Origin of the sequence: Winogradskyella haliclonae (assembly GCF_014635865.1) — a bacterium.
Classification (GTDB): domain Bacteria; phylum Bacteroidota; class Bacteroidia; order Flavobacteriales; family Flavobacteriaceae; genus Winogradskyella; species Winogradskyella haliclonae.
Map to the genome: position 1 here is coordinate 148666 of NZ_BMDQ01000003.1, position 25970 is coordinate 174635.

Sequence of the window (25970 nt, forward strand, 5' to 3'; positions counted from 1 at the left end):
TTACTATATGACAAATTTACTTTACATTTTTGAATTACACAAAAGAATTTTATAAAAGTTGATATTGTGATTTTCAAGTTGAACATCTGACAAAATCAGTTAAAATTGAATTTATCTATACACTATCTACAATTGTAATCTTTACCCTGTAACCAATTTTTAAGTTTATCGTCTTAATTATAAACTAAATCAATCAATAGATGAAACGCAAAAAATTACTAAAAAGGACATTATTAATCTTAACTCTACTAATAATAACATTTGTATCTTTTCTCTTATATCAAACTAAAGACGATATAAATGCAAACTTGACTAACATAGAGGAGAAATTAAATAAATATTACAGCCCAAATACGATGGGTGGATTTGCTGTTTCAGTATTCAATGCAGATAGTACTATCTATTCAAAAGGATTTGGATATTCTAGTATACAAGATAAAAAACCTTACACTACCAATACTCAACAGTATATAGCTTCTATATCTAAGACTACAATTGGTATTGCATTAATGAAAGCTGAAGAACTAAAGTTATTAACTATTGATGACCCAATAAATAAACACCTACCTTTTAAAATTTACAATCCAAATTTTCCAAACGATGAAATTACACTTAAACAATTAGCCACACATACATCTTCATTAGATTATAATGAATTAGTTGTAGAATCACTTTATATCGAGGAGACTGAAAAAGACAAAAGCTTGAACTCATTTATGAGTGATTATTTTGAACAGGGTAAATATGGCGAAGTTAAATTTACCAAATTTAAGCCAGGTTCAGATTGGAGTTATTCTAATATTGGTGCAAGTTTAGCGGCTTATGTTATTGAAATTGTATCAGGAACTTCTTTTTCAGATTTCACACAAGTTCATATTTTTAATCCGCTTAAACTAAATGAAACTTATTGGAAAAAATCTAAAAGTGACTCTTTACTGCACACTAGCTATTATGAACCGGTTGAAGACTCAATCACTAATGTTCAAACAAGTGGTGTAATATTATATCCAAGCAGAGATGTAATTACTAATGTCAGGGATTTGACAAAATACTGCCAAGCAATTATCTCAAATAATAATATCCTTTTAAACTCAGAATCATTTGAGAAAATGCTTTCACCACAATTAAATGGTCCAATTACCAATCTCGAAGATGATAACAACGGTTTATTCTTTATGATAGACAGAAACAACTATGGTATCACCTATCAACTGACAGGAATGAGTGGTGGAGATAATTGTATTACCACAATGATGTGGTTTGATCCTAAAACAAAGCTTGGCTATATATTTTTAGGGAATACTGGAACGAGTAAATTGAATAGGTCGAATCATAATTGGATTTATAATGCCTTAGTTAGTCTAGGATACAACTATACAATTGACAATTCTACGGTTAGTGAAAAAGCTAAATTGCGATGGCATAATATATACAATAGAGTTAGAGCAGTTTTTTAACCACAAACTAACTCTTACCAACAACTTATAAAAGTAATAGCACTTTAAATACCAGCTAAAATAACTTATTCTTCTCCTCTATCCATTTGCTCATATACTTTGTACTTTGCAAGGTATGATGTTGGAGTAATAGCCCTATAAAATTTTTTTGACGATGAGTCTCTAAGTTTTGATTTAATTCGTTTATTCTGTGTACAAAATCTGTTTCAAAATGTATAGTATTAAAGCGGTTATTCAAGGCTATAAAACCATTAGCTTGTTTTTCTAACCAAAGCGATTCATTTTGGTATAAATCCACCGCATTTTTAACAAACTCATTACTATCATCAGAAACAAAGCCATTCGACTTATGATCTCCAAACATACCTTCCGCCGCAATTTTGGTCATGATACATGGTGTCCCATTTTTCATCGCATCGATAAGCTTACCTTTTAAGCCTGCACCAAAACGCAATGGTGCTAAACAAAGTCTAGAATTTTGCATGACAACATCAACATCTTCAGCAAAACCTTTGATTAAAAAACCATCTTTTTGATGATGCAACTGCAATACCTTTTGCGATTCGTATGCGCCGTAAACATGCAGTTCCGCTTTAGGTAATTGCCGTCTAATTAACGGCCATATTGTTTGTTTTAAGTATAAAACGCCATCATAATTAGGTGCGTGTAAAAAATTACCAATAGTTATAAAATGCTGACGTTTTTCAAAATCGGGAAACTGTGCGTTTTCATTTTTTTCAATTGGGTCTATCAAAAAAGGCAAATAATACAGTAATTTTCTATCTACCTTAAGTTGATTTACCAATATACCTATTTCGGCTTCAGAAATTATCAAGCTTAAATCACAGCGATATATACTGGCAACCTCTCTTTTAGTGAAGTCGTTTTGCAGGTGGGCTATTGAGAAATCTGCATGTTCTTTTAGAGCTATTTCTCTTCCCTTTCGCAATCCATGTAGGTCTTCAGTATCAAGAATTCTTATGGCTTTAGGGCATTGCTCAGCTACACGCCAACCAAATTGTTCTTCAGTCATAAAGCGATCAAAAAGCACAATGCTTGGATTAATACCTTTTATAAAATCATCAAATGATGCGTTATTTAATTCTATAGATGCAGTTTTTACCTCAATAGAGCTTAAATCAAAAGCTTTATCGTTTTCGTTAGCAGTAGTTGCAAACGTGATGTCAAAGCCTTGTTTTTGGAATTGCTGAATGAGCTGTATCATTCTACTACCAGCTGCAGAACTTTTGGGTTCTGGCCAAACAAAACCAATAATTAAGAGCTTTTTAATAGACACGTTATCTATTCTGGTTGCTTCATCTGAAGGGCATATTTAGTACGTACACCTTTTGCCCAACTCACAACAGCATTAATTTGTTCTGCCGATAAATCTGCATCACCATGTGTCCATGTATAACTATGTAAAGGCATTTCTTTTTCTTCTACTTCTTCTATAAGCTCATCAAACTTATGATCTTTTTTCTTTAATGAATAATCATTCCATTTAGACACATTAAAATGACCTTTCCCATGTTTAATATGGTCATTCAACCAATAATTCACAGGTGTAATTGCATTATACCAAGGATATCTAGTACTATCACTATGGCAGTCAAAACAAGCGTTTTTCAATATAATTTTTACGTCTTCAGGTGGATTAGTTTCAGCTAAAAACGCATCAATCGATGCCAAATCACCTTCGTTCTTTTCTGGCCCAAAAAACTGAGCAAGTACAAATACTATTAATAGAGCTAAACCTAATTTTTTGAGCAATTTTTTCATCGTGTTATTTTAATTAATTTAGAAGCGTTAAAATAAGAAACCTTTTGACAAAAGACCAACTTTACAAAGAATTAAATTACGTAAATCATTCACGAGAGAAACGCCTGTTTTATGCAAATCTTGTCATTGATAATCCTGAGTTAATTCCACCGCTATTAGAGATTCTTTTTACAGTAGATGATAAAATATCTTGCCGTGCGGCATGGGTTTTTGAATTTATGTGTGGCGAAAAACTAGAAGCTATTATACCTTACTTAGACACTTTTACAGAACATATGTCAAAAGTCCATTTGGACCCAGCAGTGCGACCCGTTGCAAAGGTTTGTGAGTATTTAATTAAAGATTATTACTCAAAAACTGAGAACAAAATTAAAACGCACCTCACTCAAACTCATAAAGAAAAGATTGTAGAGGCGTGTTTTGATTGGATGATTAATGACGAAAAAATAGCACCTAAAGCCTATGCCATGAATAGTTTGTTCTTACTTGGTAATGAGATAGATTGGATTCATCCAGAATTAGCCATCATACTTAAACGCGATTACCAAATGCAAAGTTCTGGATTTAAAGCCCGAGCTAGGCATATTTTAAAGAAAATAGACAAATAAATGGCATAAGTAAAATTTTAGTAAATCTTAGTGCTTGCTGCTTCTTACTTCTATCTGACTTTGTTATCTTTGATGTTTTTAAAATTCTAAACGCAAATGGCACTCTCATCACTGAATGCAATCTCTCCAATTGACGGCAGATATCGCTCTAAAGTCGACGCTCTAGGTAATTATTTTTCTGAAGAAGCACTTATAAAATATCGTGTTTTAGTAGAAGTTGAATACTTTATTGCACTTTGTGAAATCCCATTACCGCAATTAGAATCTATTAATGCTTCTATTTTTGAGGACTTAAGAGCTATTTACAAAGATTTCTCAGCTGAAGATGCTACTGCAATTAAAGATATTGAAAAGGTCACTAATCATGATGTAAAAGCAGTAGAATACTTTATCAAAGAAAAATTTGATGCTTTAGGACTTTCTGAATACAAAGAATTTATTCATTTTGGATTAACATCTCAAGACATAAATAATACAGCTATTCCTTTAAGTATTAAAGATGCTATGAATGATGTATATGTCCCAGAATACTTTACACTTTTAGAAAAAATTGAAAGTCTTGCAGAAGAATGGAAAGCTATACCTATGCTTGCTAGGACGCATGGCCAACCCGCCTCTCCTACTCGTTTAGGAAAAGAAATTTTAGTGTTTGCCGTTAGATTAAAAGAACAATTTAATTTGCTGAATGACATTCCAAGTGCAGCCAAATTTGGAGGTGCAACTGGTAATTTTAATGCGCACAAAGTTGCCTATCCTAATATAGATTGGAAAGATTTTGGAACACGCTTTGTACAAGAAAAGCTAGGTTTACAACATTCGTTCCCAACGACGCAGATTGAGCATTACGACCATATGGCAGCTTTATTTGATGCTTTAAAACGCATCAATACCATAATTATAGACTTAGACAGAGATATCTGGACCTATGTTTCTATGGATTATTTTAAGCAAAAAATTAAAAAAGGAGAAGTAGGAAGTTCAGCTATGCCGCATAAAGTAAACCCTATTGATTTCGAAAACAGTGAAGGCAATCTTGGTATCGCTAATGCTATTTTTGAACATCTATCTGCTAAACTACCTATATCAAGATTACAACGAGACTTAACAGATAGTACCGTTTTACGAAATGCAGGTGTGCCATTTGCACATACACTAATTGCGTTTAAATCTACGTTAAAAGGTCTAGGGAAATTGTTATTGAATGACCTAAAGTTTAAACAAGATTTAGAAAACAACTGGGCTGTTGTAGCAGAAGCCATACAAACGATTTTAAGACGAGAAAATTATCCAAACCCATACGAAGCTTTAAAAGGATTAACTAGAACCAATGAAGCTATTACGCAGTCTTCGATTTCTAATTTTATTGATACTCTAGACGTCCCAGATACCATTAAGAATGAACTAAAGACGATTACTCCTAGTAATTATACGGGCATATGAAATTTAAGTTACCCTTTCCTATAAATAACAACACAATATCGCTAATTTTTGTGGTAATCATCACTATTGTTTTTTTTGGGGCTGGGCTTTTTGATATACTTGATTTTGTAATTGTAAAGATTTTATTAATCGGACTTACTGGTGCTCTTGGATTAATAGTATCTATTATTTTATTTAAAAAAGAGATTATAAAAAATCGTCCAAAGGAAAATCCTAAGGACGATTCTAATTAACATTTTAATTTTCAATAAATAGAGGTCAGTCTATTTAAAAAAATCTGTTAAGCCATTAAGGTCTGTATCTTCAAATTTTACATCGTTCATAATTGTACTTAATGAAACTAAATCATTCGCATTCATATCATCACCTAAAATTCTAGCAACCATAAAACCTTTATCATTTGCATTTCCTAGAACAATTAATTCGTCAATGCTTTCAACATCTCCTATGAACTTAACTACAAATTTCCCATCTGTAGTATTACCACCACGCATTAATTCTTCGTATTTAGGGTCTTTAAGAATTGTTTTTACGTTTTCTAGCTCAGTTTTGTAAACATCTATATTATTACTATCTACTTTAAACGCCAAGACATTAAGCTTATCGATTGACTTGTAAGCTTTCTCTTGTTGTTCTGAGAGTTCAACTTTATCTACATCGATAAAACTAGTAGGAATATCAAAGGTTGTAAACCCAGGTTTTAACTCATTATCTACATAATAAGTTTGCAATGTTGGCCCATTGCTACAGCTTACAAAAGCAGTAACAACTAGGGCTAACATCACAAGTTTTTTGATTGATTGAAATTGCATAATAATTGATAATTAGTTTTTCTTCTTATTCGCTTTTTTAAGCTGATCACCCCCAGGCATATTCATCTGGTTGGTCAATTTTGAAATCTGTCTTAAGTCAATATCACCAGTAAGAGATAATACTACAGTTTCAATTTCACGCTTCTTACCATTAATTTCAATATCCTGTCCTTTAGTCATTTCTTTTAGACCGTTGACAAACATTAATAACTCTTTTACGTGGTTTTCATCTTTACCTTCTTTAACATAAAAGAATACTGTTTGATCACCATCCTTAATACGCATTAACTCTTCTAAGTCAGACTTCTTTAAATAAGACTTCACTGTAGAGTTCATGTCCGCAGATATTCTTTCGTCTCCTGTTGTAAATACTTTAAAGCCAGTAATATTTTTAGCCATATCTACAAATTCTTGAGCTTCAGGGTCATCTAAATCTATACCCATAGTTGCTAACATCTTAAACATTTTTTGGTTAACTACTACTGATGTTACACCGTCTAAGTCTTCGAATTTATCAAAGATTCCTTGTCCAAAAGACACCGCCGATGTTAATACAAAAGCTACTATTAAAATTAAATTTTTCATGATTCTTGTTTTTGTGTTATTACTTTAAAAGTTTGTTTGTTGTTTTTCCGAATTCTTTTACAAAATTTGCTTTGTAAATTCCTGCATTAAAGTTATCTGATGCCATTTCTAAGACATTGATACTTGACGCGCCTTCATTAAAATTTGAAGACATAAAGGCCAAAGCATTTTTTGTTTTGTTATACAATTCTATTTCTTCTTGAGAATACGTTGGGCTACTCCACATTTGTGGTATCATAATACCAAACATCAAAACTGCGGCTGCTGCGACTGAAATCCATTGGTAGAAATTTGATTTCTTCTTAGTGTTTAATGGAACGTCTTTAGTAAACGCTTCTTGCTGCGTATTAGTAAAATAGACAAATAAGGGCTTGTAAGACTCTAAATGAGGTGCTACATTAGCACTATTGAAGTATGCTCTTAATTGTGCTTCTTCCTGCAGTGTTGTTTCTGCATTGTCGTACTTTTCTAATAATTTTTCGATACTATTTAATACCATAACTATGTGTCTTAGTTAATTGTTCTCTTATAGCTTTTCTAGCTCTTGATAAGGCGACACGTATTGCTGTTTCGTTCATGTCTAACATTTTAGAAATCTCTGCAAAATCGTATTGCTCTACATCTCTAAGCTGAACTATAATTTTTTGTTGTTCTGGTAATGTTTCTATTATGCTTGAGACCCAGTCAACACTATCTCTTGCTTCTACTTGTTTTTGCAATGACGAGTGACCTTTATCTTGATAATTACTATGTACTATCTTTAGATTTTGAGCTTGTTTAGACTTTAAACGATCTAAACAAAAGTTCTTAGTCATGGTCATAGAAAATGCTTCTACATTTTTATAGTCACTGATTTTCTGTTTGTTATTCCATAATTTCAAAAGTATTTCTTGTGTTGCATCTTCGGCTTCTTCACGAGAAACCAGTAAACGTTTTGCTAAACGAAACACTTTGTCCTTAAATGGCATCACTAAGCTTACAAAATCTGCCTGTGTCATTACTTGGTTTTGATTGGTTGAAAAACAATTTTACTTGCTTTCATAATTACGACGATGTATAACATATTTTGTTACAATCGTTTAAAAATAAATTGCAATTATTTGATTTTCAATAATTTAAAATTAAAAATAATTATAGAATACTTGACTTAAAAATCGTTCATCGTATTTTCTTTTTAATTCTACAATATTGTAAGTAAATTTAGAGTTTTACAACTGATATCTATAATTGCTACAGTAAACCCAAAGAAAAAGAAAGATGAAAAAATTTAAAGTATTATTACTTACACTAACATTAGCCCTTTTGGCTTCAAGCTGTTTTGAAGATAGAGATGATAATCTCGTTTTGACAAATGACGTTAAGGACTTTGTATGGAAAGGCATGAATGAATTTTATGTGTATGGTAATGATGTCCCTGATTTAAGAAATGAACGTTTCGGATTAAATGGACTCGATAATAGATACGAAACAACACCTGAATATTTGCAATACCTAAGTGAATTCTCGTCTCCCGAAGCAATTTTTGACGCTTTAGTTTTCGATGCTGGTAATACAGATCGGTTTAGTAGAATATTTCCAGATTTATTTGTTGCATTAGAATTATTTCAAGGCACAACAACTACCAATGGTCTAAGGTTTTCTGTATTTCCTGTTCCAGGAAGCTCTAATGAAGTTTTTGCAGTTGTAAGACTTGTACTTAATGGCAGTACTGGAGATTTAGCAGGAATTGAAAGAAATATGGTCGTAACTGGAGTTGATGGTACCACATTGAATACAACAAATTTTTCAGATTTATTAACTCAAGACACTGCAACTTTCAATTTTGCGGACTATGATAATAATGGAACTGAAGCATTTGATGATGACATTATAACACCTAATGGCACAAGTATTACAGTTTCTAAAGCAACATTCACTGATAATCCTGTTCACCGTGTGGAGGTTATAGTTGAAGATAATGAGACCATTGGTTATATAATGTATAATAGTTTTAGGGATAATTTTGAAACAGAGTTAAACCAAGCTTTTGCGCAATTACAAGCGGCTAATGTAGAACATCTAGTTCTAGATTTAAGATACAATGGCGGTGGAGCAATTGTTACTGCAGCGCGTTTAGCAAGCATGATTACTGGCCAGTTTAATAACCAATTGTTTTCTAATGCCGTGTTTGGCCCCAACAGACAAGAGAACAACACATCATTTAATTTCACAAATACAATAACCGGAGGAGCAGCAATTAATAGTTTAAATTTAGACAAAGTATATGTCCTTACTACTGACGATTCTGCTTCTGCAAGTGAATTAATCATTAACAGTTTGAGACCTTATATTGATGTTGTTCAAATTGGTACAACAACGACGGGTAAAACTACAATTAATAGACTTCTATTTGATTCTCCAAATTTTGGGACACAACAAGTAACATCTGCTCATACTTATGCACTTTTCCCACTTATTGGTGATTCGTCCAACTTAAATGATGTTTTAGTTCCGTCTACAGGATTAGTACCTAATATTGAATTAGCAGAGTCTAGAGCTAATTTTGGAACACTTGGCGACCCTAACGAGCCATTATTAGCAAGAGCTATTGCAGATATTACTGGAAGTGGACGTATTTCAAATTTCACAAACAATTCAGGTTTACCAGAATTAAAATCGAAGAAATTAGAAGAACCTCTTGATGGTTACATGTATATCAATCAGTAAATAACCAGAATCATCAAACACAAAACCTATTTTAATTGGAGTTCTGGTAAAGACTCTGCATTGGCTTTATATGATTTATTAAATGGTAAAGAGCACAAGGTTGAAGAATTAATCACTTCTGTTAATAGCTATTACAATCGTGTGAGTATGCACGGGCTTAGGTCAGAATTACTTTTTACTCAAACCAAAGAAATAGGTATCCCTGCTAGTATTATTGAATTGCCTGAACAGCCTACTATGCTAATTTATGAACAAAAAATGCTGGAAGTTACAAGCCAATTAAAAGCTAAAGGGTTTACACATGCTGCTTTTGGAGATATTTTTTTAGAAGATTTACGAACTTACAGAGATACTCAATTACAAAAGCAGAAGCTACAATCTATATATCCGCTTTGGAAAAAAGACACGAAGACACTAATTAAACGCTTCTTAGAATTAGAATTTAAAACAGTCATCGTTTGTGCAAACTCTAAATATTTTGATGAGAGTTTTGTTGGTACAATTATAGATCAACATTTTATAGACAATCTTCCTAAAGACGTCGATCCTTGTGGAGAAAATGGTGAATTCCATACTTTCTGTTTTGATGGTCCTATTTTTAAAAATCCTATTAATTATGAGGTCGGCGAAAAAGTTTATAGAGAATATAATACTCCCAAAAGAAAAGAGGATTCTGTTTGCGCGTCTGCCAAAACCGGGTTTTGGTACTGCGATTTAATACCATAAAAAAGCCACTTCAGTTGAAGCGGCTTTTTTTTTCAATTACCCTACTTGACGCTCAAGAGCAATATAATGTGTTTTATTTCCATTATTATGTAATGGGAAAATTTTTACCTCACATTTATATGGTGTTCCATTTTTCTTATGATTAATAATCACGTCTTTAAACGGTAAATCTGCCTTTAGACGCTTTCTTATTCTTTGCTTACTCGCTGTAGACGTTTTAGAACCTTGTAAAAATCTTGGCGTTTTAGCTAATGCCTCCGTTTTGGTAAAACCTGTCATGTCAGAAAACCCATTATTTACCCATAAAATTTTCTGATTGATGTCAGTGACTATAATTGCTTCAAATTGTTCTGTTTCAAAAATAGCATCCATATTATTTTGCCAATTAAATTTTGAAGCCAAAGATTTAATTTTAATAATATCCTGAAATCTTCTAGATTCATTCATTTTTTTAGAATTGACTTCGCTATATAAATCCCAACTCATTAAAGGAAGTCTTAGTTCATTAGGCTCAATTTCTGAATAGATTTTATTAAAATTGTTTTCACTAATAGCGGAAAGATAAATGTCTAATGCCATCATATTAATTAAATTATTCTTCATAATTCAATCATATTACAGCTTAAGATTAAATCCTAAACTAACATTTCTTCCTAGTGTTGAAAAACCTATAATTTCAGAATAGTCTTCATTAAATAAATTATTGACTGTTACAAAAACTTTCAATTTATTATTCTCCAACAATTTATGACTGAAATACAAGTTGATTAATGTATAAGCTTCTAAATCAACATTCGTAAACGTTGAGAAGTCAGTATCTTGCCTTTCTCCAACATATTGAGCATCTAAAGACACAAAAGTTCTCGGAGAAAAATCATAACCTAAACTCGCATTTGCACGATGCTTAGGTAAGCGAATACGTGTCCCATCTTTTAATTCTGTAAATGTGTAATTGGCAGAAATTGATAAATCTTTTACGATACCTACTTCAGCTTCAACTTCAAAACCCTGGATAGTAGCATCATTAGTTGCATTCTCATATCCATTAGAACCAAAAATGATGGTGTTTTCTTCATTTCTATTGAAATATACTGCATTTACACGTAATCCATCGTTAGTATTGTACTCTACGCCACCTTCTATAGTAAGATTTTCTTCTGGCTCTAAATCTGGGTTTGGCCCAAAGAAACCAAATAGTTGTGACAAGTTAGGTGCAATAAATGACGTTGCATAAGAACCAAATATTTTTGCATAACCTTCATTAACCATAACTTTATAAGACGGATTAATGTTATACACAAACTGAGAACCATATTCACTATGGTTGTTTAATCTCCCTCCTGCATTAATGGTTAAGCCAATATCCGTAACGTAAACTACATTTGCATAAGGATCTGTACTCGTAAAGCTTTCTTCTTCAGCAAACAAACTTTTATAATCGCCATAATTAAGCCCTACAATAGTATAGATATTATCATTAAATGTATACTTATTAAAAGCATCTATCACCCAGCTATCCGCTTCATTAATAGAGCCAAAAGCAGAAATGGTTTCGCGTTCAATATCAGTATAAGCGGCATTAACTTCAAAACTTCCGTTTTTGTATGCAAATTTTGGAGCTATCCCTACGCGTTTTTGTTTAGATTCAAACCTGTCGTCTGTATCAGCAAATGTAAAATTTGGGGGTGGAAAACCATCAATATCTGTTTTAAATCTATCAATACTTCCATAAGCTGTTATACTTAAATTGTCAGAGAACTCATAACCTAATTTCAGATTCACATTATATCTAGAAAAAGGATCCGCTTCAGGGTTTGCTGACTCTGCTGCAGACAAACCTTCAGCAAACTGATTTCCAAAGCTTGCCAAATACGTAAAATCATTTAAAGTGCCATTGACACTTACATTATTAGTAAAAGACTCTACACGGTAATCATCCTCATCTTGCGTCTGGTTAGTACCCATAACACTTGTAACATTCAAAGACACTGGCTTTTTAGATGACTTTCTTGTTGTAATGTTAATTACTGCTGTAGCTGCAGAATTACCATACAACGTACTTGCAGCACCTTTTACTATCTCTATAGTTTCAATAGTACTTAAGTCTATCAGTCGTAAATCAAATTCGTTGTTGGGTAAGGATGGGTCATTGACTTGTATACCATCAATAAGTACTAATACTTGTCGATTATTACCACCACGTACAAAGTAACCTAAGTTCTGACCAGCAACACTACGTGTTCCGTTAATTTCAAAACCACTCTTAGAATTAATTAATTGTGCTAAAGTGCGGCCTTGGTTGTTTTCAATCTCTTTTCGTGTAATTTTTACTACTGTTTTACCAGAATTTTCACGTTTAATAGCAAAACGCGTATCTGTAATAACGACTTCGTCTAGCTTTTCGACTTTAGTTGAATCTTGTGTTTGTGCAAATCCAACATTTAGCATACCAATAAAAAGCATGCCAAAGCATTTTAGTTTTTTCATTTTAAATTTTAATTGCTCGAGAACATACAGCGAACCATACGTAAACTTTTATCCCGAAAGTTGTACTTATTTGTTGAAATTGGCAGGTCTCCTGACTTACGTCTTGTTGTTGGTCTTCCCATTTCTAAAACTTGAAACAGTGACTTTGAAGGTAACAACAAGCTTACTAGCTTACAGTTGCGGGAACAGTTCTGGATTTTAACCAGATTCCCTTTTAATCGAAACATAAATAATTACGAATCGAACCAGATTTCGGCGCAAAACTAAACAATTGTTTTATTGTTTTCATTTAAAAGTCTAAATAATATTACTTTTGAAAGAAAACTATCCTTTTTGAAACTCTACAAATACATAATATTACTTTTGGCCCTTGTCGCTTGTAAGGATGAAAAAAAAGACGAACTCCTACCATTTTCGCAAACAAAACTGCTTCAGCTTAAATATGCTGAAGGGTTTTCGGTGGCTGAATATCAAGATTATAAAGTCCTAACTATTTCTAAACCTTGGCCGAAAGCAGAAAAACAATATCAATATTTACTAGCTTCACCTGAGCAATTAGCAAAAATGACATTTCCTAAAGATGCTTATGATGGCGTAATTACCAATACTATAGAAAGAATTGTTGTTACATCTACTACAAATATTCCTGCTTTAGAACTTCTTGGTGTTGAAAAAAGCTTAGTTGGGTTTCCTGGTACAGATTATATTTCTTCTGACAAAACGAGAGCACTAGTCGATAATGGAACTATTAGAGAACTTGGTAAAAACGAAGGTATTAATACAGAAGTATTGATTGAGATTGACCCAGATGTTGTTGTTGGTTTTGGTATAGATGGTGTGAATAAAACTTTTGAGACTATTAAAAAAGCTAATATCCCTGTTATATATAATGGTGATTGGGTGGAATCTTCAGCTTTAGCAAAAGCAGAATGGATTAAGTTTTTTGGCGTTCTTTTTAACAAAGAAAAAGAAGCTGATTCTATTTTTAACACTATTGAAAAAAACTATTTAAAGGCTAAAAAAATAGCATTAAACGCAAAAAACAGACCTACAATTTTAAGTGGTGCTATGACAAAAGACATTTGGCACTTACCAAATGGCAATAGTCCAGAAGCTCAATTTTTAAAAGATGCGAATGTTAATTATCTATGGAGTGACACGGACGGAAACGGTAGTTTGTCACTAAGTTTTGAGGCCGTTTTAGATAAAGCCAAAGCTGCAGATATATGGTTAAGTCCATCTTACTACAGAAGCTTAAAGCAAATGAAAGATACAAATCCTCTTTACACTAATTTTGAAGCTTTTAAAAGTGGAGAAGTTTACAGTTTTACCAACTCTGTTGGCGCAACAGGCGGTAATTTGTATTATGAACTTGGTGCTGCTCGCCCAGACTTAATTCTAAAAGACATCATAAAAATTGCGCATCCTGAGTTATTAGTCAACTACGAACCATACTTTTTCAAGAAATTTGAAGACTAAAAAAACATACAAGCTCCAATTTCTAGTGCTATCGATAATTTTAGTTTTATGTTTTTTTACAAACATTAGTCTTGGTTCTGTTAGTATTCCATTTAAAAGTATTTTTATGAGTCTGTTTGGTACTATCGAAAATTCTACTTGGGAAGTTATCGTTACAGATTTTAGACTCCCTAAAGCCATTACAGCTATTTTGGTAGGTTCTGGTTTAGGAATTTCAGGATTATTAATGCAAACATTATTCAGGAACCCATTAGCAGGTCCATTTGTTTTAGGTATTAGCTCTGGTGCTAGCTTAGGTGTTGCTTTAGTTATTTTGGGTTCTGGATTATTTGGTGGACTATTTGCTACTGCTTTAGCTACCAAATGGAGTATAGTTATTGCAGCAAGTTTGGGTAGTTTTCTGGTATTATTAGCTGTTTTAAGTGTTTCTAATAGAGTTAGAGATACAATGGCTATACTTATAATTGGCTTAATGTTTGGCAGCATAACTGCCGCTGTCGTTAGTGTACTATCCTATTTTAGTTCTGCAGAACAATTGCAACAATACATCTTTTGGGGATTTGGTAGTCTAAGTAACCTATCTTGGAGTGAACTTATCATATTTGCCGGAATCTACTTAGCTGGATTAGTATTGAGTATTCTATCTATTAAAGGTTTAAATAGTCTTTTGTTGGGAGATAATTATGCAAAGAGTTTAGGTCTTAACTTAAAACAAAATCGATTTATAATTATAATTGCTACAAGCTTAATCGCAGGAACTATTACTGCCTTTGCGGGTCCAATTGCTTTTATAGGTTTAGCTATCCCTCATTTAACACGACAAATATTCACAACTTCAAACCATAAAATTTTATTACCTGCTGTTTGTCTATTTGGCGCTATAGTGATGTTAATTTGCGATAGTATTGCACAAATTCCAGGTAGTGATTATGTATTACCAATTAACGCCATAACAGCTTTAGTTGGTGCGCCAGTAGTCATTTGGTTATTGGTTAGACAACGAAAAATGATATTTTAAATTTGTGAACGAGAACAAGTCAAATAGCATCCTTAAAGCAAAAAATCTTTCTATTGGTTACAAGACCAGAAAAAAAGAAATTGTAGTTTCACATAATATCAATTTTGATTTGCAACAAGGTCAACTTATTGGGCTAGTTGGTGCTAATGGTATCGGTAAGTCAACATTGTTAAGAACATTAATAAAAGTACAACCCAATTTATCAGGAAGTATTTTCTTGAACAATAGAGATTTAAAAGAAACGTCTACAATAGAATTGGCCAAACAATTAAGTATTGTACTTACTGAATCTTTAGCTTCAAAAAATTTATCTGTATACGAACTAGTAGCTTTAGGCCGCCATCCTTATACCAACTGGATTGGAAATCTCTCTACAGAAGACACACAAAAAGTAGATGAGGCGATTGGTTTGGTAAATATTTCTGATTTAAAAGAAAAAAAATGTTTTGAACTCAGTGATGGGCAACTTCAAAAAGTAATGATAGCACGTGCTCTAGCTCAAGATACCGATATTATTGTTTTAGATGAACCTACGACGCATCTAGATATGTATCACAAAGCATATATTCTAAAACTGCTTCAAAGATTAACTAAAGAAACAGGAAAAACCATCCTATTTTCATCGCATGAAATAGACTTAGCTATTCAACTTTGTGATACAATGCTAGTCATGACAACTAAAAATATTGTTTGTGACGAGCCTTGTAATCTCATTGAAGATGGTGTTTTTAATTCGCTTTTCCCTAAAGATATGATTGCCTTTGATACTAAAACAGGAAGTTTTAAGATAAGCCAATAACTTTTATTTTAGTTTCAGCATTAAAATTTATCTTTGAAGAAATTCAGATTGAAACATGAACGACACGCTTATTCTTCTTTTTACCATTATAGTTTCTGCCGGAATTGGTGCTTTTATTGGACTTAAATTTTCTCAGCTTAAAAGCAAAAGTGAACGCAGTACTTTAGAAGAAAGACAGCTTCAGCTCAACAATTCTATAAATGATTTAAAACAGAATATAGAAAAAACGGAGTCTGAACGCGAAGAGATTCGTCGTGAAAAAGATTTTTTAAATACCGAACTATCGCGTCGTAATACTGAATTTGAAAACCTTCAGCAGCAAAACTTAAAACGTGACGAGGAACTTGCCAAACAACAAGAACAATTACGAAAAGATTTTGAACTCATGGCTTCCAAAATACTAGAAGAAAAATCAGAAAAGTTTACGACCCAGAATAAAGAAAATATAAAGAACATCTTAAACCCTTTAGAAGAAAAAATAAAAGTCTTTGAAAAGAAAGTTGAAGATTCTCAGAAAGAAAGCATAAGTATGCATTCTGCTTTGAAAGAACAATTATTAGGCTTAAAAGACCTCAACCAACAAATGGCTAAGGAAGCTACTAACTTAACAAAAGCGCTTAAAGGAGATAGTAAAACCCAAGGAAATTGGGGCGAATTGGTTTTAGAGCGTGTCTTAGAAAAGTCTGGTTTAGAAAAAGACCGTGAGTATTTTGTTCAGCAAAATTTTCAACGAGAAGATGGGTCTCGTGTGATGCCAGATGTCGTACTACACCTACCTGATTCTAAGAAAATGATTATTGACTCTAAAGTATCATTAACTGATTATGAGCGCATGGTTAATGCAGATGATGAGGAAAGAGCACTATATCTTAAATCTCACGTTAGTTCAATAAAAAAGCATGTAGACCAACTCTCCGCAAAAAACTATCAAGACTTATACGATATCGAATCTCCAGATTTTGTCTTAATGTTTATACCTATTGAACCTGCTTTTGCCGTTGCTATAAATGAAGACAATTCACTCTATAACAAGGCCTTTGAACAAAACATTGTTATTGTTACACCTTCTACATTATTGGCAACTCTACGCACCATAGACACGATGTGGAATAACGAAAAGCAACAACAAAACGCCATTGAGATTGCCAGACAAGCTGGTGCACTTTACGACAAATTTGAAGGCCTCGTTACTGACTTAACAGGTGTTGGCAAAAAGATAGATGCCGCAAAAAATGATTATTCTTCTGCCATGAACAAACTCGTTGAAGGCAAAGGCAACCTTATTTCTAGAGTAGAAAACATCAAAAAAATGGGTGCTAAAGCCAAAAAATCACTTCCAGAAAACATCATAAAAAGAGCTGAAGAAGGTTTTGAGTAATCATATTCTAAATACATTACATAAATGGGCACTACGCTTATATTACGCTAGAATATTATTCTTTGGCATTCTATTAATCAGTTTTTGTATCATATTTATTTTTACCGATTATAAGCCATCTGAAATAAATGGCTTAAATATATTCTTAACTATAATGTGCGGTTTACTTGGTCTCATACTTCTTTTTATAGGTCTCTTTAGAACTGCTGAAACTGAATACGGCATAAAAAGAGGTTGGCATAAAGAAGATGAATAATTAAATATTCCATAAAAAAGGCATAATTAAAAATATGCCATAAAAAAGGAATAAATTATAATATTCCATAAAAAAGGCATATATTTGATTTAAATACCAAATATTATGACCAGTGTAATCACAGGAGATATTATAAAATCTCGAGATTTTAAAGACCAAGATATATGGCTTAATCGGTTAAAATCTGCATTAGCAATGCTTTCTAATGATTCTTCAAACTATGAAATCTATAGAGGTGACAGCTTTCAGCTAGAACATAAAAACTATTTAGGTAGTCTGTTTGCTGTAATCTATATTAAAGCTTGTATGAAGTCTATAAAAGGTTTAGATGTACGTATGGCAATTGGGGTTGGAAATAAGTCTTATCAAGGCAAAACCGTAAGCGAATCAAATGGTGAAGCTTTTGTATTCTCTGGTGAGACTTTTGAAACACTTAAAAAGGAAAAGTTAAACTTAAAAATTAAAACTGGGGATATTGATTTAGATGAAGAACTAAACCTGTATTTTAAACTTGCACTTATAGCCATGAATAATTGGACAGTAAACTCAGCAGAAATTGTAAAGTTAAGTTTTGAAAACCCAAATATGATTCAGTCAAAATTGGCTAAATTAGTAGGTATAAGCCAAGATGCTGTAAGTAAACGTCAAAAACGCGCATATCTTGACGAAATAAAAGAACTTGACTTAATTTACAGACATAAAATAGAAACATTAAAATACGTCTAGACTATGACACTCCTCATCTTAAAACTTATTCTAGCACATCTTATTGGTGATTTCTTTTTACAACCTCAAAAATGGGTAAAGGATAAGGAGAAAAAAAAACTAAAATCCAAATGGTTATACATACATGTACTGATACACATAGGTTTAATGTTTCTTATTGTTTGGGATATCACCCAATGGCAATTAATTTTAGCAATAGGTTTGCTTCATTTTATTATAGATGCTGGTAAAATTTTATTTCAAAATAAAAAAAATAAGAGACTTCTCTTTTTTATAGACCAGATACTACATCTTGCAACAATATTAATTCTTGTCCCTCTATTTCTTGAAAAAGGTATAGAATTCAACATCTTAAATGAAAACCATTTATTACTTCTATTGTGCATCGCTTTTTTGACGCAACCGACGTCTATAATCATGAAAACTATTTTTTCTAAATGGGATATTTCAAAAATTACAAAAGGCAATGAGTCCTTAAAAGATGCTGGAAAATATATAGGCATTCTAGAACGGCTTTTGGTATTTATATTTATCGTTATTGGTCAGTGGCCAGCTGTAGGCTTTTTAATTACTGCAAAATCAGTCTTTAGATTTGGAGATTTAACAGCTTCAAAAGAGAGAAAACTTACTGAATATATACTCATAGGTACGCTAATAAGCTTTGGAGTAGCTGTATTGGTTGGTTTACTTTACCTAAGCTTGAAGCACTGATTCCATTTTCTTTTCTTAATTTTATAAATAACTGAAAATCATATTTGTATGAAGAGAAATAAAATATACATCATTCTACTAGTAGTAATCCTTGCTGCATATTTTGGTTATAACTACATCTACCAAGAGCATAGAGATATTAGTGCAGAAACTGCAGACTATACTATAAATGCTTCGGATTTTATAGCAGAATTTATAAACGACTCTGAAACAGCTCAAACCAAATATCTAAACAAAACAATTGTAATACATGGTGACATCACTGCACAAACCGACAATAGCATAACGCTTAATACTTCTATTTTTTGTAGCTTGCTAGAACCAAATACAATAAGTCAAGATACTATTGTATCGATGAAAGGTCGTTGTATTGGCTACGACGATTTATTAGAAGAAATAAAACTAGACCAATGCACTTTAACCAAAATTAACCAATGAAAAAATCAATTACTCTAATTCTACTGCTTATTATGGCAGTACCGTTATTTGCACAAGATGATTTACTCGATGAAATCGACCAAGACTCACCTGAAGACAATTATGCTACAGCTACATTTAAAGGGCTTAAGATTGTAAATTTTGAATCTACAAAGCTCACTTCTAAAAAAGAATTTACATTCGTTGTTGCACACCGTTTTGGCACAGTTAAGAATGGATTTGACAGCTTTTTTGGGCTTGATGATGCTGTGACACGACTTAACTTTATTTATGGCGTAAATGATTGGTTAAATGTCAGTGTGTCTCGTAGTTCTTTTCAAAAAATTTATGAAGGTGCTTTAAAATATAGATTGGTAAAACAGAAAGAAGGTGGTTCTCCTTTCACTATTGTTGGTTATAACTCTATTTTAATCAATACTGCTTTAGACGACACTAACTTACCCAAATTAGAGTTCGAAAACCGATTAGGTTATGCTACTCAAATTCTTATTGCTAGGAAGCTTAACAAAAACTTATCGTTACAATTAGCGCCAACGCTTTTCCATGATAATTATGTCGTAGATAATTCTCAAGATAACACTCAATATGCTATAGGAATTGGAGGTAGACACAAACTCACAAAACGTTGGTCTGTAAACATAGACTACGGCTGGCATCTAAATAGATCTAGCAACTCTCCATTTAAAAATCCGCTATCTATTGGTTTTGATTTAGAGACTGGAGGACATGTCTTTCAGATGCATTTTACAAATGCTCAAGGTATGAATACAAATACCTTTTTAGGACAAGGCACAGGAGATTGGAGTGATGGTGATATCTTTTTTGGGTTTAATTTAAGTCGCGTATTTTAAACAGAAACAATATGAAAAACTACAAATACATTATAGGACTATTTACAATTTTATTAGCATTTAATTGCACAAGTGTTAGTGAAGAAGATTTGATAGATAACACACCTCCACCGGACTTGGTGAATTTTGATGAAGATATTAATGTGATTTTTCAAAACAATTGTTGGGCTTGTCATGGCACTACACCGCAATTTGGTGCGCAAACTTCTTTAGTATTTTATGAAGAAGTTGTGTTTGGAATTGAAAACAATAACTTAATAAATCGCATCTCTGCACAACCTGGAGAAGGAGGCGCCATGCCTTTAGGTGGACCAAGATTGCCTCAAAATTTGATTGATTTGATTATTCTATGGCAAGAAGAAGGATTTTTAGAAAGTCCATAATGGAATAGTTATTGAAAGTGATGATTAAAAATAAACTGATATGAAACATCTAGTATTAACATTTCTACTGCTAATTACACTAAATATAACTGCTCAAAGTAAGTACATTACAAAAACTGGCAGTGTTATTTTTGAAGCATCTGTGCCTTCATTCGAAGAAGTAAAGGCCACTAATAAAAACACTACTGCTATTATAAATGCAGAAAATGGGGAATTTGCTGCTCTAGTATTGGTAAAAGGGTTTAGATTCAAAAATGCCTTAATGGAAGAGCATTTTAATGAAAACTATGCCGATTCTGACGACTATCCTAAAGCAACATTTAAAGGCAAGGTTACCGATTTTTCAATTGAGGATTTAAATGGTTCTAAGAAAAACAAACAATATAATGGCACCATAACGTTTCACGGGAAGACAAAGTCCCTTAATAATGAAGTCTTATCAATTTCAAAAAATGCGGATGGAAGTCTAAATATATCAGGGAAATTGAAACTTAATGTTGCAGATTTTGATATTGAAATTCCTAAAATAGTTAGTAATAAACTCTCAAGAGAAGTAGATGTCATCTTTGAGTTTGTATTAACTAAAAAATAGTGTTCTAAAATAGTATGAAAAAAAAGACCATCTTATTTAGATGGTCTTTTTTTTCATATCAATTATATATTATTGCTTGATAAAACGCTTGGTTTGTGTCGATTGGTCACTTGACAACTTAACCAAGTAAACACCTCTTCTCCAGCTTCTAACGTCTATAGTTGAATCATCCTTTATTAGCTGACCTCGATATATTTGCTTTCCTAACACGTCATACACTTCGAGATTATAATCTCTACTAGCATCATATAAGATGCCAATATTTAAATCATTAGTACTTGGATTAGGAGAAATAGTAAACCTAGCTGGGTTTAGCTGAAAATCTTCATTACTAAGAACTATACTAGCCACAGTGCCACCTCTATTCCCGCTAGCAAGATTTCCGTGATATCCAAAACCCAATGTCCCATTTCCTTTTGCCCATAAAATAGGGAATGATGCTTGTGTATTTTCAGGAAATACAAAATCTTGAGAATCACCTGTATTAATAGCTCTTGTAGCAACAACTGTTCTCACTGTTCCGTCATCAGTATTTTGTTCCAAGGTCCATTCATCATCCGAATCAGAAGAATTATCCAATACAGGTTGACCTGTGAACCCTTGCATAAAACGATCTTCAAGTCCATTATTGTTAAATACTATACAGTCATCGTTAGCATTTCCCATTGTATTATTAGCACCTACATTTGGCGCAACAGCTAGCCATACTCCAACGGGACCTTTCATAGTCATTGTTACTACATTAGTATTCCCATTGATATCAAACTGAACAGAAAAGTTTCCTCCATCCAAATTAACTTCACCAGTAGTCCAGTTATTTTGCGAAAACGCAAAACTAGTAGCAATTAAAAAGCATAATAAAGTAATTTTTTTCATAGAATCACGATTTTTGGATATTTAGCAATTTATTTAATTTTTCATCATTATGTGCAATGGCGTAATCCATAGCAGATTTATTGACATTGTTTTTTATAGTAAAGTCTGCGTTTGCATTGACTAATTTTTCGACAATAACATAGTTTTTAAATAAAACAGCATAATGCGCCGCAGTCACACCTTGCTCATCTGTAATATTAGGGTTAACCTTATTCTTCAATAAAACATCAACAATATTTTCATAACCTTTAACAGTCGCTGCCATCAAGGGTGAGCCATAAGATGTTTTATCATTTAAATTTTTAACCTTATCAACTAAAAAAGATACTATATCTTCATGTCCATAATAACACGCTAAGACTAATGGTGTATAGCCCGTCTCTTCTTGAATGTTAACCACATTATCATCTATATTATATAGCTTTATAACAGTATCTATATTACCTTGCCTACAAGCGTCAAAAATATTCTCTTGCGCAATGAGAGCATTAAAGGTAAAAAACCATAGGGAGAAGATAAGTAGTTTTACTTTCATTAATTTGGGTTAACAACCAAATTTATAAAAAAAAATCATACCGTACCTATCTGTATATCATAAAATTACATTATTTACTTAAATACATCTTACGCCTAGAGTATAAGTCATAAAACTCATCATCCTTTAAACTATCAATAAAAAGTATACTTTCTCCTGTACTTTTCATCTCTGGACCCAATTTTTTATTAACGTTAGGGAATTTGTTAAAAGAGAATACGGGTTGCTTAATTGCATAACCGTCTAACTTTGGCTTAAAATCAAAATCGGTAACCTTCTTTTCGCCTAACATAACCTTAGTGGCGTAGTTGACATAAGGTTCTTTATAGGCTTTTGCAATAAATGGAACCGTGCGAGAAGCTCTTGGATTAGCTTCTATGATATAAACCATATCATCTTTTATTGCAAATTGAATATTAATCAAACCTACCGTATTTAATGCTCTCGCGATAGTATGCGTATGATCTATAATTTGTTGCATTACTAAGTCTCCCAAATTAAAGGCTGGTAAGGTTGCATTACTATCTCCAGAGTGTATACCACATGGCTCAATATGCTCCATTATACCAATAATATATACATTTCCATCTGCATCACATATGGCATCAGCTTCAGCTTCAATAGCACCATCTAAGTAATGGTCTAAGAGTAATTTATTGTTAGGGATTTTATTTAATAAATCAACAACATGTTCTTCTAACTCTTGCTTATTTATAACAATCTTCATGCCTTGCCCTCCAAGTACATATGAAGGTCTAACCAAAATTGGGAAGTTAAGTTTATCCGCTACAGCTAAAGCTTCATCTGCCGTTTCAGCAGTATCAAATTCTGGATAAGGTATATTATTATCCTTTAATAAAGTTGAAAAGCTTCCACGGTCTTCAGCCACATCTAAGGCCTGATATGTAGTTCCCATAATTTTAACGCCATAGCGTTCTAACTTCTCTGCTAATTTTAGAGCTGTTTGACCACCAAGCTGTACAATAACACCTTCAGGCTTTTCATGCTGAATAATATCATAGATATGTTCCCAGAACACAGGCTCAAAATAAAGCTTATCAGCAGTATCAAAATCTGTAGAAACGGTTTCTGGGTTACAATTAATCATAATGGTTTCGTAACCACATTCCGCAGCAGCTAATACACCGTGAACACAACAATAATCAAACTCAATTCCTTGTCCAATTCTGTTAGGGCCAGATCCTAAAACAATGATTTTCTTTTTATCAGTGACTACACTTTCATTAGCAACGGTGACTGTTCCGTCTGGCAACTCCATTTCACTCTCGAAAGTAGAGTAATAATATGGTGTCATAGCCTTAAACTCAGCGGCACAAGTATCTACTAACTTGTACACACGATTAATCTTAAGTTCTTTTCTTTTATTATAGACTTGACTTTCTAAACAGCCTAGCATATGTGCTATTTGTCTATCTCCATAACCCTTTTGCTTAGCCTCAAGCAATAATTCACGATCTATGTTTTCAATTTTATATGTTGAAATTTCCTTTTCTAGTTGAAATAATTCTTCATACTGTTTTAAGTACCACATATCAATCTTTGTGATATCATGGATACGACTTAAAGGAATTCCCATAGCAATGGCATCGTAAATTACAAATACGCGGTCCCAACTTGCATAGGTTAATTTTTCAATAACTGTATCATAATCTTTATAACCTTTACCATCAGCTCCTAAGCCATTTCTTTTTATCTCTAATGATTGGGTTGCTTTATGAAGTGCCTCTTGAAACGAGCGTCCAATACCCATTACTTCTCCAACGGCCTTCATTTGCAAACCTAGAGTCCTGTCTGAACCTTCGAACTTATCAAAATTCCAACGAGGTATCTTTACAATAACATAATCTAACGTTGGCTCAAATAAAGCTGAAGTTGACTTTGTAATTTGATTATCTAACTCATCCAAAGTATAACCGAGCGCTAACTTTGCAGCAATTTTAGCAATTGGATATCCTGTTGCTTTACTTGCTAGTGCAGAAGAACGTGATACACGCGGGTTAATTTCTATTGCAATAATCTCTTCTTGATCATCAGGACTCACTGCAAACTGAACGTTACATCCTCCTGCAAAATCACCAATACTACGCATCATGTGTATAGCCATATCACGCATTTTTTGCTGCGTTTTATCTGATAATGTCATTGCAGGTGCTACAGTAATAGAATCTCCTGTATGGATACCCATAGGATCCATGTTTTCTATAGTACAGATAATAACAACATTATCATTTTTGTCACGGAGTAGCTCTAACTCATATTCTTTCCAACCCATCATAGCCTTATCAATCATGACTTCATGAATTGGTGATATTTCTAATCCTCTTGTTAGTGCTTCATCAAATTCTGCTTCGTCATATACAATTGAAGCTCCTGCACCACCTAAAGTAAAGGAAGCTCTAATACATAACGGAAAACCAAATTCTTGAGCAATTTCTTTTCCTTTTAAAAAAGAGGTTGCAGTTTCTTGTGGAGCCATACCTACTCCAATCTCTAACATTAATTCTCTAAACTTCTCTCTATCTTCAGTAATATTAATTGCATCAATATCTACACCAATAATATCAACACCAAAGTCTTCCCAAATTCCTTTCTCATCAGCCTCTATACAAAGGTTTAATGCTGTTTGTCCACCCATTGTAGGTAAAACAGTATCTATTTGTGGATGTTCCTTTAAAATCTGAATGATTGATTTTGTCGTCAATGGCAATAAATACACGTGATCCGCCATTGATGGATCAGTCATAATTGTTGCTGGGTTAGAATTTATAAGAATGGTTTCAATTCCGTCTTCACGTAACGAACGTAAGGCTTGTGAACCTGAGTAATCAAATTCGCAAGCTTGACCAATGACAATAGGTCCAGAACCAATAAGTAAAATAGATTTGATGTTTTTGTTTTTAGGCATGTTATTAGTTATTTGGTTTACAAAAATAAATATCGTTTGGGTACAAAAAAAGGCGTTACACCTAAGTAACGCCTTTAAAATATTAACAATTGTTAATCATTATTTTTTATGTCTTAAATCTGAAGATACAGATAATCTTTTTCTTCCTTTAGCTCTACGACGTGCTAAGACTTTTCTACCATTAGCAGAAGCCATTCTTTCTCTGAAACCATGTTTGTTTCTTCTCTTTCTTTTTGACGGTTGAAACGTTCTTTTCGGCATGTCTTATATATTTAAAATCTTATATTATTATTGATATTTAGGTGCTATCCCAAAACTGCGTGCAAATATACAACAACTTTTTACTTTACCAAGCTTCAAATTAAAATAATTTTTAATTGTTTTTCTTACCTTTGCCAA

The 25970-nt window shown here is 32.8% G+C and carries 28 protein-coding genes and 1 riboswitch; of the genes, 16 read left to right on the forward strand and 12 right to left on the reverse strand.

What is annotated here, in order from left to right; genetic code table 11:
- The first annotated feature begins 200 nt into the window (after positions 1-200).
- Positions 201-1457: a serine hydrolase domain-containing protein gene (locus IEV10_RS11165; protein WP_188374816.1), complete on the forward strand. Its 1257-nt coding sequence runs from the start codon at positions 201-203 to the stop codon at positions 1455-1457.
- A gap of 55 nt (positions 1458-1512) precedes the next feature.
- Here IEV10_RS11165 and IEV10_RS11170 read toward each other — a convergent pair whose 3' ends face one another.
- Positions 1513-2754 (reverse strand): glycosyltransferase, encoded by a 1242-nt coding sequence (locus IEV10_RS11170; protein ID WP_308694213.1) that lies wholly within the window; start codon positions 2752-2754, stop codon positions 1513-1515.
- A 5-nt stretch (positions 2755-2759) separates the two neighbouring features.
- Positions 2760-3239: a heme-binding domain-containing protein gene (locus IEV10_RS11175; protein ID WP_188374817.1), complete on the reverse strand. Its 480-nt coding sequence runs from the start codon at positions 3237-3239 to the stop codon at positions 2760-2762.
- Positions 3240-3283: 44 nt separating this feature from the next.
- Between IEV10_RS11175 and IEV10_RS11180 the strand changes: the two genes are divergently transcribed.
- From IEV10_RS11180 to IEV10_RS11190, 3 genes are all read left to right on the forward strand, one after another.
- The gene (locus tag IEV10_RS11180; protein ID WP_188374818.1) at positions 3284-3847 is read left to right on the forward strand and encodes an adenylosuccinate lyase; all 564 of its coding nucleotides are present in this window, start codon (positions 3284-3286) and stop codon (positions 3845-3847) included.
- A 96-nt stretch (positions 3848-3943) separates the two neighbouring features.
- Positions 3944-5287: an adenylosuccinate lyase gene (gene purB, locus IEV10_RS11185; protein WP_188374819.1), complete on the forward strand. Its 1344-nt coding sequence runs from the start codon at positions 3944-3946 to the stop codon at positions 5285-5287.
- Positions 5284-5520, forward strand: coding sequence for a hypothetical protein (locus IEV10_RS11190; protein ID WP_188374820.1), 237 nt, complete (start codon positions 5284-5286; stop codon positions 5518-5520). Before purB ends, IEV10_RS11190 begins: the two co-directional genes overlap by 4 nt.
- A gap of 30 nt (positions 5521-5550) precedes the next feature.
- On the opposite strand, the gene IEV10_RS11195 is transcribed toward IEV10_RS11190, so the two are convergent.
- From IEV10_RS11195 to IEV10_RS11210, 4 genes are read right to left on the reverse strand one after another with little or no spacing between them, the layout of a single operon-like run.
- Positions 5551-6069: a GFO_1091 family lipoprotein gene (locus IEV10_RS11195; RefSeq protein WP_188374821.1), complete on the reverse strand. Its 519-nt coding sequence runs from the start codon at positions 6067-6069 to the stop codon at positions 5551-5553.
- A gap of 42 nt (positions 6070-6111) precedes the next feature.
- Entirely contained in the window at positions 6112-6684 is a 573-nt protein-coding gene (locus tag IEV10_RS11200; protein ID WP_188374822.1) for a GFO_1090 family protein, read from the reverse strand.
- Positions 6685-6703: 19 nt separating this feature from the next.
- A complete protein-coding gene (locus IEV10_RS11205; protein WP_188374823.1) occupies positions 6704-7183 on the reverse strand; it encodes a PG0215 family putative anti-sigma factor in 480 nt (159 codons plus the stop codon).
- Positions 7170-7682: a GFO_1088 family ECF-type sigma factor gene (locus IEV10_RS11210; protein WP_188374824.1), complete on the reverse strand. Its 513-nt coding sequence runs from the start codon at positions 7680-7682 to the stop codon at positions 7170-7172. Before IEV10_RS11210 ends, IEV10_RS11205 begins: the two co-directional genes overlap by 14 nt.
- A 259-nt stretch (positions 7683-7941) precedes the next feature.
- On the opposite strand from IEV10_RS11210, the gene IEV10_RS11215 reads away from it, so the two are divergent.
- The gene (locus IEV10_RS11215) at positions 7942-9390 is read left to right on the forward strand and encodes a GFO_1087 family putative carboxy terminal peptidase (RefSeq protein WP_188374825.1); all 1449 of its coding nucleotides are present in this window, start codon (positions 7942-7944) and stop codon (positions 9388-9390) included.
- Between the two features lie 12 nt (positions 9391-9402).
- Complete coding sequence (locus IEV10_RS11220; protein ID WP_308694221.1) at positions 9403-10116, forward strand: Dph6-related ATP pyrophosphatase; 714 nt, start codon at positions 9403-9405, stop codon at positions 10114-10116.
- Positions 10117-10152: 36 nt separating this feature from the next.
- Here the strand turns inward: IEV10_RS11220 and IEV10_RS11225 are convergent, their stop codons facing one another.
- Both IEV10_RS11225 and IEV10_RS11230 read right to left on the reverse strand, forming a co-directional pair.
- Positions 10153-10719, reverse strand: a complete 567-nt coding sequence (locus IEV10_RS11225; protein ID WP_229719694.1) for a PAS domain-containing protein — start codon at positions 10717-10719, stop codon at positions 10153-10155.
- A 12-nt stretch (positions 10720-10731) separates the two neighbouring features.
- Positions 10732-12603, reverse strand: a complete 1872-nt coding sequence (locus IEV10_RS11230; RefSeq protein ID WP_188374826.1) for a TonB-dependent receptor plug domain-containing protein — start codon at positions 12601-12603, stop codon at positions 10732-10734.
- 64 nt (positions 12604-12667) lie between these two features.
- Positions 12668-12869, reverse strand: a riboswitch (cobalamin riboswitch).
- 67 nt (positions 12870-12936) lie between these two features.
- Here IEV10_RS11230 and IEV10_RS11235 point away from each other — a divergent pair.
- From IEV10_RS11235 to IEV10_RS11280, 10 genes are all read left to right on the forward strand, one after another.
- Complete coding sequence (locus IEV10_RS11235; RefSeq protein WP_188374827.1) at positions 12937-14082, forward strand: ABC transporter substrate-binding protein; 1146 nt, start codon at positions 12937-12939, stop codon at positions 14080-14082.
- Positions 14072-15100, forward strand: coding sequence for a FecCD family ABC transporter permease (locus IEV10_RS11240; protein WP_188374828.1), 1029 nt, complete (start codon positions 14072-14074; stop codon positions 15098-15100). The genes IEV10_RS11235 and IEV10_RS11240 overlap by 11 nt, the downstream gene beginning before the upstream one ends.
- A gap of 4 nt (positions 15101-15104) precedes the next feature.
- A complete protein-coding gene (locus IEV10_RS11245) occupies positions 15105-15899 on the forward strand; it encodes an ABC transporter ATP-binding protein (RefSeq protein WP_188374829.1) in 795 nt (264 codons plus the stop codon).
- A gap of 55 nt (positions 15900-15954) precedes the next feature.
- On the forward strand, positions 15955-17277 hold the full coding sequence (locus tag IEV10_RS11250; protein WP_188374830.1) for a DNA recombination protein RmuC: 1323 nt from the start codon (positions 15955-15957) through the stop codon (positions 17275-17277).
- 361 nt (positions 17278-17638) lie between these two features.
- On the forward strand, positions 17639-18259 hold the full coding sequence (locus IEV10_RS11255; protein ID WP_188374831.1) for an HMG-box domain-containing protein: 621 nt from the start codon (positions 17639-17641) through the stop codon (positions 18257-18259).
- A 3-nt stretch (positions 18260-18262) separates the two neighbouring features.
- Positions 18263-18970: a DUF3307 domain-containing protein gene (locus IEV10_RS11260; protein WP_188374832.1), complete on the forward strand. Its 708-nt coding sequence runs from the start codon at positions 18263-18265 to the stop codon at positions 18968-18970.
- Positions 18971-19018: 48 nt separating this feature from the next.
- On the forward strand, positions 19019-19408 hold the full coding sequence (locus IEV10_RS11265; protein WP_188374833.1) for an OB-fold protein: 390 nt from the start codon (positions 19019-19021) through the stop codon (positions 19406-19408).
- Positions 19405-20259, forward strand: a complete 855-nt coding sequence (locus tag IEV10_RS11270; protein ID WP_188374834.1) for a DUF5777 family beta-barrel protein — start codon at positions 19405-19407, stop codon at positions 20257-20259. The genes IEV10_RS11265 and IEV10_RS11270 overlap by 4 nt, the downstream gene beginning before the upstream one ends.
- 11 nt (positions 20260-20270) lie before the next feature.
- Positions 20271-20642 (forward strand): hypothetical protein, encoded by a 372-nt coding sequence (locus tag IEV10_RS11275; RefSeq protein WP_188374835.1) that lies wholly within the window; start codon positions 20271-20273, stop codon positions 20640-20642.
- A 40-nt stretch (positions 20643-20682) separates the two neighbouring features.
- Positions 20683-21234, forward strand: a complete 552-nt coding sequence (locus IEV10_RS11280) for a YceI family protein (protein WP_188374836.1) — start codon at positions 20683-20685, stop codon at positions 21232-21234.
- 69 nt (positions 21235-21303) lie between these two features.
- On the opposite strand, the gene IEV10_RS11285 is transcribed toward IEV10_RS11280, so the two are convergent.
- The 4 genes from IEV10_RS11285 to rpmH form a co-directional block, all read right to left on the reverse strand.
- The gene (locus tag IEV10_RS11285; protein ID WP_188374837.1) at positions 21304-22110 is read right to left on the reverse strand and encodes a T9SS type A sorting domain-containing protein; all 807 of its coding nucleotides are present in this window, start codon (positions 22108-22110) and stop codon (positions 21304-21306) included.
- 4 nt (positions 22111-22114) lie between these two features.
- Entirely contained in the window at positions 22115-22645 is a 531-nt protein-coding gene (locus IEV10_RS11290) for an ankyrin repeat domain-containing protein (protein ID WP_188374838.1), read from the reverse strand.
- Positions 22646-22715: 70 nt separating this feature from the next.
- A complete protein-coding gene (gene carB, locus IEV10_RS11295; RefSeq protein ID WP_188374839.1) occupies positions 22716-25571 on the reverse strand; it encodes a carbamoyl-phosphate synthase large subunit in 2856 nt (951 codons plus the stop codon).
- Between the two features lie 99 nt (positions 25572-25670).
- Positions 25671-25832 carry a 50S ribosomal protein L34 gene (gene rpmH, locus IEV10_RS11300; RefSeq protein ID WP_087491454.1) on the reverse strand — a complete coding sequence of 54 codons (162 nt, stop codon included), beginning with the start codon at positions 25830-25832 and terminating at the stop codon, positions 25671-25673.
- Positions 25833-25970: the final 138 nt, after the last annotated feature.